This window comes from Sphingorhabdus sp. SMR4y (assembly GCF_002218195.1).
Taxonomy (GTDB): Bacteria; Pseudomonadota; Alphaproteobacteria; order Sphingomonadales; family Sphingomonadaceae; genus Parasphingorhabdus.
The window spans coordinates 2,527,557-2,542,599 of sequence record NZ_CP022336.1; the positions used below are offsets into that span (position 1 = coordinate 2,527,557).

Sequence of the window (15,043 nt, forward strand, 5' to 3'; positions counted from 1 at the left end):
CATTCTGTTCTGTACCGCCCTTCCGAGGGAGGGGAGTGTGGCGGCTTCTTGCGTCATCCGGAAGATGAATCTGCTACCACATTGGGTGGTCTTTGAGAGGCCGGCGCAATGCCAGCCTCTGAATTGGCGGGCGGGTGCGCGCCCCGCCCCGGTCCCCTGCCGCACGGCAAGGGTCTGCAATCGCCTCAGGCGGCTTCCTTTACCTGGGCGACGATTTTCTTCGCGGCATCGCCGAGATCGTCGGCCGACACGATTGGCAGGCCGCTACCCGCAAGAATTTCCTTGCCCTTCTCGACATTGGTGCCCTCGAGACGAACAACCAGCGGCACTGACAGATCGACTTCCTTGGCCGCGGCGACAATGCCCTCGGCGATGATGTCGCATTTCATAATGCCGCCGAAGATGTTGACGAGAATGCCTTCCACTGCCGGATCGGCGAGGATGATCTTGAATGCGGACGTGACCTTTTCCTTGGTCGCGCCGCCGCCCACGTCGAGGAAGTTGGCGGGGAAAGCGCCGTTGAGCTTGATGATGTCCATCGTCGCCATCGCCAGACCGGCACCATTGACCATGCAGCCGATATTGCCGTCGAGCTTGATGTAAGCGAGATCGGACTTGCTGGCTTCGACTTCGGCAGGATCTTCTTCGGTTTCGTCGCGTAGCGCAGCGATGTCGGGGTGGCGCATCAGCGCGTTGCCGTCGAAGCTCATCTTGGTGTCGAGCACGATCAGCTGCTCGTCTTCGGTGACGACCAACGGGTTGATCTCGACCATTTCGCAATCCATCGCGAGGAAGGCTTCATAGAGTTTCTTGCCGAGCTTTTGCGCCTGCTTGTTGAGGTCGCCTTCCAGTCCCAGTGCGAAAGCAAGGGTGCGGCCATGATGCGGCATGAAGCCCTGCGCCGGATCGATGGTGATCGTCTTGATCTTTTCCGGCGTGTTGTGGGCGACGTCTTCGATATCCATGCCGCCTTCGGTGGAGACGACCATCGCTACGCGACCACTGGCCCGGTCGACCAGAATCGAGAGATAGAATTCCTTCTCGATATCGACGCCGTCGGTGACATAGAGCCGGTTGACCTGCTTGCCTTCGTCGCCGGTCTGGATGGTCACCAGAGTGTTGCCGAGCATTTCCTCCGCATTGGTGCGCACATCGTCGATCGATTTCGACAGCCGGACACCGCCCTTGGCGTCGGGGCCGAGTTCCTTATATTTGCCCTTGCCGCGTCCGCCGGCGTGAATCTGAGCCTTGACCACATAAAGCGGTCCGGGAAGTTTCTCGGCTGCGGCAACCGCTTGGTCAACGGAGAGCGCAGCATAGCCTGCAGGAACGGCGATGCCATGTTTGGCAAGCAGTTCCTTGCCCTGATATTCGTGAATGTTCATGGGAAGGATGAGCACCTTTCAAAATGGAGGTCTTGAATCTCAAGACATGCGATTAATGGCATGGCTAAAGCACAGTCAGCCGCCTATTTCCACCCTGTTTCGTGATAATTATCAGATGTTCTAGTCTGGCTCGCCGCCACAGGTTGTCAGTCGTGCTTTCCGAGCGTCAAACGCATCGCGCAGCGGCGATTTCCCGGCAGGCCTTTCTCGATTTCCGCCCGCAAAATGACCGCGAGTCGTTCGGGCAGCGTGGCTGCATCCAGCGTACGATAGCCCAGCTTGTGATAAAACAGCTCGTTGAACGGCAGATCGCGGAACGTGGTCAGGGTCAGGGCCGGAAGACCCTTCCGGGTCGCATATTCCCTGGCCTCTTCCATCAGGCGTCGCCCGACTCCCTGGCCCTGATGCCCGTCGGCGACCGACAATTCGATGATGTGCAGGGCATCCTCACATATCGTGCTTGTCAGAAAACCGATGCCACGCCCGTTTGTCGACGCCAGCCAGACGGCGCCATCATCAATATAAATCTGGTGTTGTCTGGCGGACATCGGCGCTTCGTCGGCGAGCCACTCCAGTCCCGGAACCGACAGAAAGGCCTGAGCTGCCGATCGCTCTATGTCCGCAAAGTCTGCGGCATCTTCCGCGGTTGCTGAACGAATGGATATCCCGGCCATTGTCGCGTAGCGTCTACTGGACCGCGCAGACCAGTCCGGAGGACGTGACGACGCCGAGGATTTCCGGATCCTGTAGCGACCGGGTCTCCCTGACAAATTCCTTGACCGTCACCGCGCCCGGGTCGCGATTTTTCAGCTTGCCCAGATCGCCGAGCTTTCTGAGCTGCCCGAGCGACAGACGATCCACCATCCGGTCGGCCATGCAGGCCGAAACGGGCGCCGACAGGCCTGCGCTCATCAGCCCGTTGCGTACTCTGGTCTCGGGAGTGGCGCAGGCCGTTAGCAGCGCGCATCCAGCGACGGTCAAACCTGTTATTGTGCAGCTTTTCAAGATTTCAGTCGCTCCAGCACATCCTCGTCCCTGATTCGGCGATAGCGCGCCATGACCAGGCTGAACAGTCCAAACAGCAGCAGGCCGATGGCCACCGCAATATAGAGAGAATTGGTCGAACGCAGGCTTTCCAAGACCTGCCCTATTCCGCCTACAGAACCGGCGTTGCCGCTCAGTGCAGCGGAGGCAATCTGCCACCCGAGAACAGCGAAGACGACAGCCCGCGCGGCATAGCCAGCGCGCCCGACATGCTTGGCGAGGGCCGGTGCATCGGCATCCAGCAATCGCATGAAATTTGCCGTATAGGCTTTTACCGCCTGATTAATTGCGGCGGCGAGAAACCCTATGCCTATGATCGCAAGCAAAATTTCGCCCATCGGTAGCGACGCCAGCGTACTGGCGGCGTTACCGGCGGTGTCGCCTCCGCCGGTCGAACCTTCGGACAGGTCAGCCACAGCCTTGATGGCAAAATAGCACAGGAAAACATGCGCCAGACCGCTGGCCGCATGGCCGACACGCACCGCTACGCCCTTGGCGTCGCTGCCCTGGCCTTGCAGATCCATCCACGCGCCGTAGAGCCGGTAAATACCATAGCCGAGCAGCCCCAGACCGACCAGCGTCAGCAGGATCGCTCCGCCCGACATGGTTTCAATCTCCTCCAGCGCATCGGTTGTGCCTTCGGATCCAGCCGTGGTCAGCGTCAGATAGCCGGTCAGCCCGTAAACGACTGCCCGGCCGAGATAGCCGGCGCGTGCGAAATTTTCGATACTGGTGACACGGGACATGCAAGGCTCCTGGTTATACTGCTCGGCAGCATAACGCACGGATTAGCCTTTAGGTTGCTCCGACCGCTTTTTTTTCGCCAGTTCGATGGCCTCGAGCACGACTCGCCGTGCTTCGTCCGCATCGCCCCATTTGCCGACCCGGACCCATTTTTCCGGTTCGAGGTCTTTATAATGGGTGAAGAAATGCTCGATCTGCTGCATGACGATTTCCGGCAGATGACTGCCTTCGTCGATTTTCCGATAATAAGGAAATGTCGCGTCGATCGGCACGCAGAGCAGCTTTTCATCACCGCCGTGCTCGTCTTCCAGATTGAGCACCGCGATCGGGCGGCAGCGGACGACGCAACCGGGCATGAACGGCGAACGGGCGACAACCAGCGCGTCGAGCGGGTCGCCATCGGGGGACAATGTGTGCGGAATGAAGCCGTAATTGGCCGGATAGCGCATCGGGGTGTGGAGGATACGGTCGACGAACAGAGCGCCGGATTCCTTGTCAAATTCATATTTTACCGGTTCGCCGCCAACGGGGACCTCGATGACAACGTTCAGGCTTTCGGGCGGGTTATCGCCGATCGGAATCTTGGTAATGTCCATGGAAAAGGGAATCCTTATCTGGTTTTCGGTTGCAACAGACGGTCTATGCCGCCTTCTTGGTCAACACCCTCTCCGGTGATTTTTTCCAGCGCCGGATAGCGCAGCCCGCCGGAATGGTCGACCATAAAATTGTGATAGGCTTCGCCATTTTTTGCAAAGATATCGATCATGCCTTCACCGCCGCGATTTTCCTCGATCGCCTGTTTGAGCGCATCGTCGCTATAGGCCTTGCCATTGACCGCCGAAATGGAAAGGCCGGACTTCAGGCCTGCCCTGAATGCGGGGCTGTCCCAGATCACAGACTTGATCGTTCCCTTGCTGCCCATGATCAGGCCGATACTGTGGCTGAGGTCGACCTGTTTGCGTCTCTTGTCATTGGCGAGGATATAGGCGCTGGGCCGGTCGACATAGACGAGTCGGTAGCCGCCGAGAACCAGTCCGTCTTTCGGGGCTTCGGCGCTGGTCCGGTAGACCCGCTGCTCGATAAAGGCGTCCCAGTCATAGGGCTGGACCTTGTCGAGCGCGGCGATCACATCGTCCCGCTCGTAGGTGACCACGCCCCAGTCGCCGTTCCTGCCGCCGAAAAAAGCGCGGGCAAAATCTTCCAGCGTCTTTTTGCCGGCCGATTCGCGGCGGATGATCTGGTCGGCCTCGAGCCAGATCAGCAGGCCTTCATTATAATAATCCTCGGCCCGTTGCCAGCTGGTCCAGGGCTTGGGTCGCCGGGCTGCGATAATCGGATCATGGGTGGTGTCGATCAGCGGGCGCCAGCTTCGACCGACCCGCTGGTCCATGCCCGCCGCGATCGCCGCAATGGCGTCCAGCGTGTCCTGTTTGGAATAGAGCCCGGATCGCGCGCCCAGCACATAGCCCCAGAATTGCGTCTGCCCCTCATAGACCCAGAGCAGATTGTCGCGCATCGGTTGCCGGAAGTCGGGAGTCCACATGCCGGCGGGACGGCGATATTTGCCGTTCCAGGCGTGGGTAATCTCGTGTGGCAGCAGATTGCGCCGGCCCGGCCCGCTGTCCCAATCGGTGAAATATTCGCGGTTCACACCATTTTCGGACGAACGATGATGCTCCAGACCAATGCCGCCCATTTCGTCCGTGAGTGCCAGCAGGAAATCATAGCGGTCATAGGGATGGCTGCCGAACAGCGCTTCCGCCTCTTTGACCAGCTTGATGTGCGGCGCGATCTGGTCTTTCTTCGGCTTCAGGAATTTCGCGTCATCCGCGACGATATTGAGATGGACCCGGCTGGTCAGCTGGTGGGTCTGGAAATAGCGTCCGGCAAAGACCGGGCTGTCAACCAGCGTGTCATAGTCGGTCTTTTCATAGCTGATCGTGCCGCCGCTCGCCGATTTCGGACGCAGGGCGCTCGCTGCCTGCCAGCCATCGGGGTAGATGGCGGTCGCCTCCACGGGAATCTGCCGGACATAATAGCCAGCCGGATAGAGCGAGACCTGGTGCCAGCGCAGGTTGAGCATCGACGGCGCCATGACGATACGGCCGTGGCTACCGGTGGTGGCGGAAACAAACTGGAATTTTGCGGTGATCGTGCCGACATTTTCCGGCACGTCGAGATGGAAGGCGAAGACATCGACATCGTCGCGGACCCAGGCGAGCTTTTCGCCATTGGCGGTGATTTCCAATCCGGTCAGCTTCTCGATCTCGCCGCGCGGCGCGTGATTGCCGGGCAGCCATTCGGGATAGAGCAGGGTTAGGCGACCGGCCTTTGCCACCGGTATCGTCTGGATGACACGGAATATGCCCTGTTCATGATCGAGCGCATCGACGGTCAGGGTCATCGTACCGGGATAGGCGATGTCCTGCGGTGCGGGGATTATATCCTGCGGCGCGACATAGCTTGGCTTGCTGAGGCTGTCCGGCATTGCCGTCGCTGTTGATGAAATGCCGAGGGTCAGGACCAGACCGAAAATAGCAACCAGACGCATGCGCACAAAATCCCTTGATGACTGGCGCGCGTAAATGGGGGATTTTGCAACTTTCGTCCAGAGCCCGCGTGCAAATAAGCCACTTCCGCTTTGCCGCTTCACTGGTTAAAGCGCTCTCCATGGCAAAGATACAGACACCCCAGCCGGTGCGCGGCACACAGGATATATTCGGCGAAGAGCAGGAACGTTTCAGCCACGTCGTCGAAACATTCGAGCGCGTGCGGCGGCTCTACGGATTCAAAGGCGTCGAGATGCCGGTCTTCGAGCCGACTGCGGTGTTCGCCCGTTCGCTGGGCGAAACGACCGATGTTGTGTCGAAGGAAATGTACTCCTTCGAGGACCGCGGCGGCGACAGCCTGACCCTGCGGCCCGAATTTACGGCGGGTATCTGCCGGGCGTTTCTGTCCAACGGCTGGCAGCAGCATGTGCCGCTGAAACTCTCCGCGCACGGTCCGCTGTTCCGCTACGAGCGGCCGCAGAAAGGGCGCTATCGCCAGTTCCACCAGCTCGACGCGGAGATTATCGGCGCGGGCGAAGCGGCGGCGGATGTCGAGCTGCTCTGTTTTGCTGACCAGCTTCTCAAAGAGCTGGGCATTGATGATGGGGTGACCCTGCAGCTGAATACTTTGGGCGATGCGGAGAGCCGGGAGGCCTGGCGTTCGGCGCTGGTCGAGCATTTCTCCGACCATCAGGCGGAATTGTCGGACGACAGCAAAACACGGCTGGAGAAGAACCCGCTAAGAATATTGGACAGCAAGGCGCCCAATGACCGCGCGATTGTCGCGACCGCGCCGACGATTGATCCCTATCTGACCAGTGAAGCCGCAGAGTTTTTCGCGCAGGTGACGGAAGGTCTCGACAGCTGTGCTGTGGCCTGGAGCCGCGACAGCAGTCTGGTGCGCGGTTTTGACTATTATCGCCACACTGCATTTGAATTTGTTACGGACCGGCTTGGCGCGCAGGGCACCGTGCTGGGCGGCGGCCGGTTTGACGGTTTGATGGAAGCGCTCGGCGGGCAGGCCACGCCGGCGGTCGGCTGGGCGGCCGGTATCGAGCGGCTGGGCATGTTGCTGGATCAGCCTGCAACCGTAGGCCCCGACGCGGTTTTCATTCCCCTCGGCGATGGCTGCGAAGCGGCGGCGATGAAGCTGATGGCCGAATTGCGCCGCGCGGGCGTCAGCTGCGAAATGGCCTATAAGGGCAATATGAAAAAACGGATGCAAAAGGCCAATGCGGCGGGGGCTACCCATGCCGTGATCATCGGCGAGAATGAACTGGCCAATGGCGTCGCTGCGGTCAAAAATCTGGCCAGCGGTGATCAGCGCGAGATTGTTCTGGGTGGTCTCGTCGAGGCCTTGACGGCATGACCACGATTACCCCCCAGCGTATCGCCCAGATCGAGGCGCGCTTTGCCGAGCTGCAGGCAATGATGGCGTCCGGCGATCTCGACAGCGACAAATTTGTCTCCGTTTCCAAGGAATATGCCGAGATCGAGCCGGTGGCCGAAGCGGCGGCCAAGGTCAAAAGCCTGCGCGACGAGCAGGAAGGTCTGGCCGAAATGCTGGCTGGCGATGACGCCGAGATGAAGGCCATGGCGGCCGATGAAGTGGACGGCGTCAAGAAGGCGCTCGAGAAGGCCGAGCATGTCCTCGCCTTGCAATTGCTGCCGAAGGACAGCGCCGATGACCGGCCTGCCATGATCGAAATCCGCGCCGGCACCGGCGGTGACGAGGCCGCGCTTTTTGCGGGTGACCTCTACCGCATGTATACGCGCTATGCCGAGGATCAGGGCTGGAAGGTCGAGATGATCTCTGCCAATGCCTCGGAGGTCGGTGGGTTCAAGGAAGTCGTCGCCAATATCCAGGGCAAGGGCGTGTTCGCCAAACTGAAGTTCGAATCCGGCGTGCACCGGGTGCAGCGTGTTCCGGAAACCGAGAGCGGCGGACGTATTCATACCTCGGCGGCAACGGTGGCCATCCTGCCGGAGCCGGAAGAAGTGGATGTGCAGATCCGCAACGAGGACCTGCGCATCGACACCTATCGGGCGAGCGGCGCCGGCGGTCAGCATGTCAACAAGACCGACAGCGCGATCCGTATCACCCACTTGCCGACCGGCCTTGTCGTGCAGTGCCAGGACGGCAAGTCGCAGCACAAGAACAAGGCGCAGGCGATGAAGGTGCTGGCCGCGCGGCTCTATGAACAGGAGCGCGACGCCGTGCAGAGCGAGGAAGCCGAAGCGCGCAAGTCGATGGTCGGTTCCGGCGATCGCAGCGAACGTATCCGCACCTATAATTATCCGCAGGGCCGGGTGACCGATCACCGGATCAACCTGACGCTGCACAAGCTGCCCGAAATCGTCGAGGGCGGCGCGCTGGGCGAACTGGTCGACGCGCTGATCGCGGAGGATGAAGCCAGCCGGCTCGCAAATCTGGATGGGTGACGCCGCCGGTGCGCTGCGCGAGGCGGCGAACAGGCTGTCCGAAACTTCCGACAGCCCGCGCCTCGACGCGGAATTGCTTATGGCTCATGCCTTGCAAATGGAACGGTCGGACCTGTTGCTGAAATTGCCGGGCTTGGACGTGCCAGCGGAATTTGCCAGTCTGGTGGAGCGGCGCCGGCAGTCCGAACCGATCGCCCATATTGTCGGCAGCAAGGAATTCTGGGGTCTCGACTTTCGGGTTACGCCCGATGTCCTGATCCCGCGGCCCGACAGCGAATTGCTGATCGAGGAAGCGGTCAGCCTGTTTGCATCGGCGCACCCGCAACGGATAGCCGACCTGGGCACCGGGAGCGGCGCGCTCTTGCTCGCCGCGCTGCATGAATTCCCGGAAAGCCGGGGGCTGGCCATCGACGCCAGCGCGGCCGCTTTGCAGATAGCCCATGACAATGCGGATGCGCTCGGGCTGGCCGATCGTGCCCGCTTCCTGCTGCTCGACTGGACCGCGGCGAACTGGACCAGCCTGCTGGGCTCCGGCTTCGATCTTGTGCTCGCCAACCCGCCGTATGTCTCGACCGATGCTCGCCTGTCTGCGGACGTAGCCGGTTTTGAACCGCATCAGGCCTTGTTCGCCGGTGCTGACGGGCTGGATGATTACAGGATGATTATCCCGGCGCTGGAGAAACTGCTCTCGCCAACCGGCACAGCGTTGCTGGAAATCGGCTTTGATCAGGCCAAACCGGTTTCGGGACTGGCCGCAGATTGTGGCTATAATGTTGAATTAAAACAGGATTTAGGCGGAAACGACCGCTTGCTGGTGCTCCGCCGCTAAAAAGGGCTTGGTTTTGCGGGAACGACTCGCTAAGACTTGCTCAGGCCCAGAGGATTTCTGGCTTTTTCCCAAAATCTCTGGCCTGCCCCCAACTCGATAATGTTGCTGGTATTCGGCGCGCATTTGTCTTGTATGGGCCGCTGTGGGCAGGTTGTTCGCAGCGCAATCGCCATCATGGCATGGCTATAACTTGAGGAAGTCCAAGTTTATAAACGGTATAAGGATACCTGAAATTTGATGAACAATCGTCAACCTGGCCGCCGTGGACGTGGCCGGAACACCAATAACAACAATCGCAATCAGGGAAATCGGGGCGGCGGAGCCGACCGTGAAAACCGGATCGACAATCGCGCCCGTGGCAATGCCGCGCAGATGCTCGATAAATATAAAAAGATGGCTCAGGATGCACAGGTCAACGGTGACCGCGTCCAAGCCGAATATTATCATCAATTTGCCGACCATTATTTCCGGGTGAATGCCGATACTATCGCTCGCCGCGAAGAACAGCGGATGGCTCGTGAAGAATCGCGTGGCGACAATCGCTCGGATAACCGAGGCGACAATCGCGACAATGGCCAGGATGATTCCGGTGATAATGAGGGCAATGCCCAGCGCAGCCGTTCGCAGCAAAGTCGCCCGAAGCGCGATGAGCGGAATGACGAGGGCGAAACCGCCGCAAATGACGCGCCCGAAGAGAAAAAGCCGGTCCGCAGCCGGCGTCCGCGCAAAGTCGAAACCGCGCCGGATCATAGCGAGGCGACAGAGAAAAGCGGCGAGAGCAACGGTCTGGATGCCAGCGCCCTGCCACCGGCAATTTCGCAGGCGACCGAGGTCGAGGTGGAAAAGAAACCGGCTCGCAAAAAGCGGGTGATGAAACCCAAGGCTGCCGAAAAAAGCGACGCCGCCTAGGCGACGCCTGGCCTGATTGAATTTGGACGGGCATTGCAGCGCAGGCTGATGCCCGTCTGCCCGCGGTTACAGCGCCTTTTGCAACCAGTCCGGCAGGTCGAGCGCCTGCAAATCATCGACGCGCCGATGTTCCACCGACAGGTCAAGATCCGGATAGGCAACGCGCTGGCGCTTTTCGTCGGCTTGCGCAAGCGGGACCACAACCAGCCGCCGGTTCACCTTCTGCCGGTAATTCATCCGCGCGGTATTTTCCTGTCCGACATAGCATCCCTTGGTGAAGCTGACACCGTTGAGCTCGGCGGCATTGCACTCCAGCCATAAAGTCTTGTCGCTGCCCAGTTCTGCCAAACCTTCGGGCACGCCGAATGAAAGCCGGTGCATTCGATAGGCCAGGTCGGCAGGTTCTGAATCTCCTGTACCGGCCAGCCAGCGATGGCCCAATGCGGCCAATCGCGGATCAAGAGGCCGGTCTTCGGCACTGACGGCCCAATATACGGCAAGACTGTCGGCACGGGCGATCTCGATTTTTCGGCGCAGCCGATAGAGTTTGAGCCGTTTGACCAAGGCGTCGGCCTGATCGTCCTCACAGTCGATAAGGATATCATCGCCGTCGGCCCACAGAAAGAAATCGAACAGGACCTTTCCCTGGGCCGTGAGCAGCGCCGCCCACTGCGGCGCGCCCGCCTGCACGCTGGCCATATCCTGCGTGACCAGCCCCTGTAGAAATGACCGGATATCTTCCGATCCATCGGTGGCTGAAAGGCGGATGATGGCGCGGTCATTAAGTCTGGTTTCGGTCATGGCATTTAGGTAGGGTGTGCAGAGCCAAAAACCAAGCCTTTGCACGGAGCTATATGACCGACACGATTACCATACGCCGTCCAGACGACTGGCACGTTCACCTCCGCGATGGGGCAATGCTGCAGGCGGTTGCAGCATTTACGGCGAAACAGTTCGGCCGGGCGATCGTGATGCCCAATCTCTCGCCGCCAGTGACCAGTGCTGCTGATGCAGCAGCCTATCGCGACAGGATCATGGCAGCCCTGCCGACCGGGTCCGATTTCACACCGCTGATGACCTGCTATCTGACCGATGACACGGATTCCGACGATATTGCCGCAGGCCATGCCGCCGGCATTTTCACCGCCGCCAAGCTTTACCCCGCCAATGCCACGACCAACAGCGCGCATGGTGTAACCGATGTGGCGCATATCATGCCGGTACTCGAGCGGATGCAGCAGATCGGCATGCCGCTGCTGGTCCATGGCGAAGTGACCGACGGGGACATCGACATATTCGATCGCGAAGCGGTGTTTATCGAGCGGATACTCGAAAAGCTAATCGCAAAATTGCCTGATCTGAAACTTGTATTCGAACATATTACCACAGAGCAGGCCGTCCGGTTCGTCGATAGTGCCGGCCCCAATGTCGCCGCCACAATCACGCCGCATCATTTGCTTATCAACCGCAACGCGATGCTGGTTGGCGGCATTCGCCCGCATGCTTATTGCCTGCCGGTGGCAAAGCGCGAGCTGCACCGGCTGGCGCTGCGCAAGGCCGCAACCTCCGGTTCACCGAAATATTTCCTCGGCACGGACAGCGCTCCGCATGAAATTCACGCCAAGGAATCGGCCTGCGGTTGTGCCGGCATTTTCAACGCGCCTTATGCGCTGGAAAGCTATGCTGCGGTGTTTGACGAAGAGGGGGCGCTTGACCGGCTGGAAGGTTTCGCATCATTGCACGGTCCGAAATTTTACGGCTTGCCGGTCAACGAAGCCACGGTCCGTCTCGAACGGAGAGAAAATCCGGTGCCGGATGATATCCAGTCGGGCGGTTTCAAGCTCGTTCCCTTTCACGCCGGTTCCGCGCTGGAATGGCAAATTCTGTAGCGATGACGCCATCGCTCTCGGCGATTGGACGGCTCAGGCTGATTGCGGCTTTCGACCGGCCTTTCCGGTCAGATAGGAATCGGTCGAAAAGATTGCCAGACTGATCCAGATCAGCACGAAGCAGATGATGTGCGAAGGAGTCAGCGGCTCCTTGTAGATCAGGACACCAACCAGAAACTGGATCGTCGGTGCGAGATAGTTGAGCAACCCGATCGCACCGAGAGTCATTTTCTTGACCGCCGAAGCGAACAGCAGCAGCGGGATGGCGGTGACGACGGAGCCGCCGATCAGCAACAGGTCAATGGTCCGATCATCGCCGAGATGCAGGCTGGCTGCTGAGGATGGCATGGCAATGGTCAGCCAGACTAGCAACAGGGTGAATGGCAGGAACAGCATGCCGGTCTCTGCGGTCAGCCCGACGATCGGACCGATGTCGGCAATCTTGCGGACGAGACCGTAGCTGCTCCAGCTTATCGCGAGAACCAGACTGATCCAGAGCGTATCCAGCGCCTGCAGCGCCAGAACCGACACCCCGACGGTGGCGATCGCGATCGCGATCCACTTTGTCCGCGATAGCTTTTCTCCGAGAAACAGCCTGCCCAGCAGGACGCTGAGCAACGGGCTGATAAAATAGCCGAGGCTGGCGGCAAGAATATGGTTCTCATGCACGGCCCAGACATAGATGAGCCAGTTGGCCGCAATCAGCGAGGAACTGGCCGACATGGCCCGTCGCAATTTGCGATCCGCCAGCGCGGTGATCAGGCCGGCAAGATTCTTTCGGAAATACAGAATGAGGAGCAGCAACGGCACCGACCAGACGATGCGGTGGGCGACCACTTCCAGCGCACCGACATTCTGCAGCAGCTTGAAATAGACCGGCATCAGCCCCCAGAATATGCAGGCAGTCAGCGCCTGCATCAGGCCGATTCGACTGGAAGAGAGCGCGCTGGACATCATCCAGCGCTTAGGCTGCGGGCTGTCACCCGGCAATCAAGAAATGCTATCGGCCGGAAAAGCCGACTGCGGATCAGATGATGCCGCCGCCGATCCACAGACGCAGGGCACAGATGGCCATGACGATCATGCAGAAATTCATGCCGCTGGTGCGCGACGAGATCAGCCCGAACAGCGCGCCGATACCGGCAATGGGCAGAATCAGCCAGTTGGTCCATCCGAGCAGCGGTACCAGACCGATGAAGGAGAGAACGAGGGCTATGAGGCCGATGAAAATCGAGATCAGATTGAACATAACTGTATTATAGGAGTAGTGCACCGCGATTTCAAGCATTTGCAATATGCCGGGCTCATAGTAGGCTGAAGGCTTGCGGGATGGAGGCTGGCAATGGCTGTCGATGACATCAGAGTGGAAACCGATCGGCTGATCCTGCGGCCGCCCAATGCTGAGGATTTCGAAGCCTGGGCTGCGTTTCAGAAAGATGCAGAGACAATGACCTATATCGGCGGGGTGAAAAGCCGTCCGGAATCCTGGCGTGTGCTCTGCGCCATGGTGGGGGCGTGGCGGGTTCGCGGCTATGCGATGTTCTCGGTCATTCTCAAGGAGAGCGGGCAATGGATCGGCCGGATCGGACCCTGGTATCCCGAAGGCTGGCCCGGTCGGGAAGTGGGCTGGGCGATAGCACCGGACCATGCCGGCAAAGGCTTTGCCCTGGAGGCGGCGGTGGCGAGCATGGACTATGCGGTCGACACGCTTGGCTGGACCGACATCTGTCATACGATAGACCCTGCCAACCTGGCGTCGATCCGGCTGGCAGAGCGGCTGGGTTCGACCAATCGCGGGCCGACCCGGCTGCCGGAGCCGTTTCACGACGCACGGGTTGACGACTGGGGGCAATCGCGCGACCAGTGGGTCGAGAACAGACGAAAATTCCAGTAGGAGAATGACCATGACAGAAGACCGCTATCTCGACCCGACACGGGAAAGTTTCGACGCATTCAAGGCGCTGCCGCGCGACGTTCCGATCAACATGCTCAACCTGCTGCGCTTCCATGACGAGGCGCAATATCCGGCGGATCATCCCAATGCCGGCAAGGGATGGAGCGGCGCGCGTGCCTATGAGGAATATGGCAAGACCAGCGGCCCGATATTCCAGCGGGTCGGCGGAACGGTGATCTGGCGGGGCCGGATGGAATGCATGGTGATCGGCCCGGATGACAAGCAATGGGATTCCTCTTTCATTGCGCGCTACCCCAATAGCGGTGCCTTCATGGAAATGGTTACCGATCCCGAATATAAGAAGGCCGTGGTCAATCGCCAGGCTGCTGTGCTGACCTCGCGGCTGATCCGTTTCGGAGAGATGGAGGGGCAGGACACCTTCGGATGAAATCCCGATTCAGGACAGGCGGTTAACGAAAGGTCACCGGATTAACCATTTTCCCTAACGGATTATTAATGCATTTCACCCATGTAATTCCCTAAATTCAGGAGCAAATTGCATGTCTAATCTTTCCCGAACCCTATGGCTTTCTGCGGCAGCTTTCGCTTTGCCTCTGACGCTGGCTGCCTGTGGCAGCAATGAAACCAGTGAAGACGAGCTGGCGAAGCTGGACGACAATCTGACCTCTGATCCGGCGATGAATGATGCGCTGGAAGACGCGATTCTGGTCGATCCCGAGCTTACCGAACAGGCCAATCGCAATGCCATTCGCGGTGCCAATGGCGCGGCGGACGGGTCGGTGCCTCGGGGAACCGGCGAGGACGGAAGCGCGGCTGCCAAGGCGGCGCTGGGCGGCAAGATGCTGGCGGCGCCAAAACCGCGACAGATGACGTCGGACGACGAAACCCTGACCTTGGGTGACAAGGCCGAGCTGCAGGCGGCGCGCGCAAACAAGCCTGTCTGTAATGAAAAACTGACCTACGACATGGGCTGGGCGAACAAGATGCCGCCGGAATTTTCCATCTATCCGAAAGCCAATCTGCAGGAAGCGGCCGGCAAATGTGACCTTCGCGTGATCAGCTTCACCACTGCAACGCCGATCAAGAATATCGTCGATTTCTATTATACCAGAGCCAAGCAGGGCGGCTATGACGCGGAATATCTGCTGCGCGGCAGCGAACATGTGCTCGGCGGATCAAAGCCGAACGAGAACAGCGCCTATGTGATCACCCTGAACAAGCGTTCGGGTGGTGGCACGATTGTGGATATTGTTGCCAGCACCGGTAGCTAGTTCGCGAACTTTGCACATATACGCCGGACATCGCATTTCACGTCCTCCGGCTGACAGAGGTGGCCC

General features: G+C 59.6%; 17 protein-coding genes. 8 read left to right on the plus strand and 9 right to left on the minus strand.

The annotated features are described in order from the left end of the window. Positions 1 to 185 precede the first annotated feature (185 nt). The 6 genes from sucC to SPHFLASMR4Y_RS12180 all read right to left on the minus strand — a co-directional run bounded on the left by sucC (position 186) and on the right by SPHFLASMR4Y_RS12180 (position 5,724). A complete protein-coding gene (gene sucC / locus SPHFLASMR4Y_RS12155; RefSeq protein WP_089133782.1) occupies positions 186 to 1,385 on the minus strand; it encodes an ADP-forming succinate--CoA ligase subunit beta in 1,200 nt (399 codons plus the stop codon). Positions 1,386 to 1,531: 146 nt separating this feature from the next. Continuing rightward, entirely contained in the window at positions 1,532 to 2,059 is a 528-nt protein-coding gene (locus tag SPHFLASMR4Y_RS12160) for a GNAT family N-acetyltransferase (protein ID WP_089133783.1), read from the minus strand. A gap of 13 nt (positions 2,060 to 2,072) precedes the next feature. Next, a complete protein-coding gene (locus SPHFLASMR4Y_RS12165) occupies positions 2,073 to 2,297 on the minus strand; it encodes a hypothetical protein (protein WP_260806957.1) in 225 nt (74 codons plus the stop codon). A gap of 89 nt (positions 2,298 to 2,386) precedes the next feature. Then, positions 2,387 to 3,175, minus strand: a complete 789-nt coding sequence (locus tag SPHFLASMR4Y_RS12170) for a DUF1206 domain-containing protein (protein WP_145955530.1) — start codon at positions 3,173 to 3,175, stop codon at positions 2,387 to 2,389. A gap of 42 nt (positions 3,176 to 3,217) precedes the next feature. Then, on the minus strand, positions 3,218 to 3,769 hold the full coding sequence (gene ppa / locus SPHFLASMR4Y_RS12175) for an inorganic diphosphatase (protein WP_089133786.1): 552 nt from the start codon (positions 3,767 to 3,769) through the stop codon (positions 3,218 to 3,220). A 14-nt stretch (positions 3,770 to 3,783) separates the two neighbouring features. Next, on the minus strand, positions 3,784 to 5,724 hold the full coding sequence (locus tag SPHFLASMR4Y_RS12180; protein WP_089133787.1) for a M61 family metallopeptidase: 1,941 nt from the start codon (positions 5,722 to 5,724) through the stop codon (positions 3,784 to 3,786). A 119-nt stretch (positions 5,725 to 5,843) separates the two neighbouring features. Between SPHFLASMR4Y_RS12180 and hisS the strand changes: the two genes are divergently transcribed. The 4 genes from hisS (at position 5,844) to SPHFLASMR4Y_RS12200 (ending at position 9,902) form a co-directional block, all read left to right on the plus strand. Then, positions 5,844 to 7,091, plus strand: a complete 1,248-nt coding sequence (gene hisS, locus SPHFLASMR4Y_RS12185; protein WP_089133788.1) for a histidine--tRNA ligase — start codon at positions 5,844 to 5,846, stop codon at positions 7,089 to 7,091. Next, a complete protein-coding gene (gene prfA, locus SPHFLASMR4Y_RS12190) occupies positions 7,088 to 8,164 on the plus strand; it encodes a peptide chain release factor 1 (protein WP_089133789.1) in 1,077 nt (358 codons plus the stop codon). Before hisS ends, prfA begins: the two co-directional genes overlap by 4 nt. Then, positions 8,157 to 8,993 (plus strand): peptide chain release factor N(5)-glutamine methyltransferase, encoded by an 837-nt coding sequence (gene prmC, locus SPHFLASMR4Y_RS12195; RefSeq protein ID WP_089133790.1) that lies wholly within the window; start codon positions 8,157 to 8,159, stop codon positions 8,991 to 8,993. Before prfA ends, prmC begins: the two co-directional genes overlap by 8 nt. 237 nt (positions 8,994 to 9,230) lie before the next feature. After that, positions 9,231 to 9,902: a DUF4167 domain-containing protein gene (locus SPHFLASMR4Y_RS12200; RefSeq protein WP_260806958.1), complete on the plus strand. Its 672-nt coding sequence runs from the start codon at positions 9,231 to 9,233 to the stop codon at positions 9,900 to 9,902. A gap of 66 nt (positions 9,903 to 9,968) precedes the next feature. Here the strand turns inward: SPHFLASMR4Y_RS12200 and SPHFLASMR4Y_RS12205 are convergent, their stop codons facing one another. Then, positions 9,969 to 10,703 carry a YgfZ/GcvT domain-containing protein gene (locus SPHFLASMR4Y_RS12205; protein WP_089133792.1) on the minus strand — a complete coding sequence of 245 codons (735 nt, stop codon included), beginning with the start codon at positions 10,701 to 10,703 and terminating at the stop codon, positions 9,969 to 9,971. 53 nt (positions 10,704 to 10,756) lie between these two features. Between SPHFLASMR4Y_RS12205 and pyrC the strand changes: the two genes are divergently transcribed. Further along, positions 10,757 to 11,791 carry a dihydroorotase gene (gene pyrC / locus SPHFLASMR4Y_RS12210; RefSeq protein WP_089133793.1) on the plus strand — a complete coding sequence of 345 codons (1,035 nt, stop codon included), beginning with the start codon at positions 10,757 to 10,759 and terminating at the stop codon, positions 11,789 to 11,791. A 33-nt stretch (positions 11,792 to 11,824) separates the two neighbouring features. Here the strand turns inward: pyrC and rarD are convergent, their stop codons facing one another. Both rarD and SPHFLASMR4Y_RS12220 read right to left on the minus strand, forming a co-directional pair. Next, the gene (gene rarD, locus SPHFLASMR4Y_RS12215; RefSeq protein WP_260806959.1) at positions 11,825 to 12,748 is read right to left on the minus strand and encodes an EamA family transporter RarD; all 924 of its coding nucleotides are present in this window, start codon (positions 12,746 to 12,748) and stop codon (positions 11,825 to 11,827) included. A gap of 70 nt (positions 12,749 to 12,818) precedes the next feature. Continuing rightward, complete coding sequence (locus SPHFLASMR4Y_RS12220) at positions 12,819 to 13,079, minus strand: hypothetical protein (protein ID WP_409928895.1); 261 nt, start codon at positions 13,077 to 13,079, stop codon at positions 12,819 to 12,821. A 54-nt stretch (positions 13,080 to 13,133) separates the two neighbouring features. Between SPHFLASMR4Y_RS12220 and SPHFLASMR4Y_RS12225 the strand changes: the two genes are divergently transcribed. The 3 genes from SPHFLASMR4Y_RS12225 (at position 13,134) to SPHFLASMR4Y_RS12235 (ending at position 14,977) form a co-directional block, all read left to right on the plus strand. Next, positions 13,134 to 13,685, plus strand: coding sequence for a GNAT family N-acetyltransferase (locus SPHFLASMR4Y_RS12225; protein WP_089133794.1), 552 nt, complete (start codon positions 13,134 to 13,136; stop codon positions 13,683 to 13,685). Between the two features lie 10 nt (positions 13,686 to 13,695). Beyond that, the gene (locus SPHFLASMR4Y_RS12230; RefSeq protein ID WP_089134866.1) at positions 13,696 to 14,133 is read left to right on the plus strand and encodes a DUF1330 domain-containing protein; all 438 of its coding nucleotides are present in this window, start codon (positions 13,696 to 13,698) and stop codon (positions 14,131 to 14,133) included. Positions 14,134 to 14,245: 112 nt separating this feature from the next. Beyond that, positions 14,246 to 14,977, plus strand: coding sequence for a hypothetical protein (locus SPHFLASMR4Y_RS12235; RefSeq protein WP_089133795.1), 732 nt, complete (start codon positions 14,246 to 14,248; stop codon positions 14,975 to 14,977). The last annotated feature ends 66 nt before the right edge of the window (positions 14,978 to 15,043 follow it).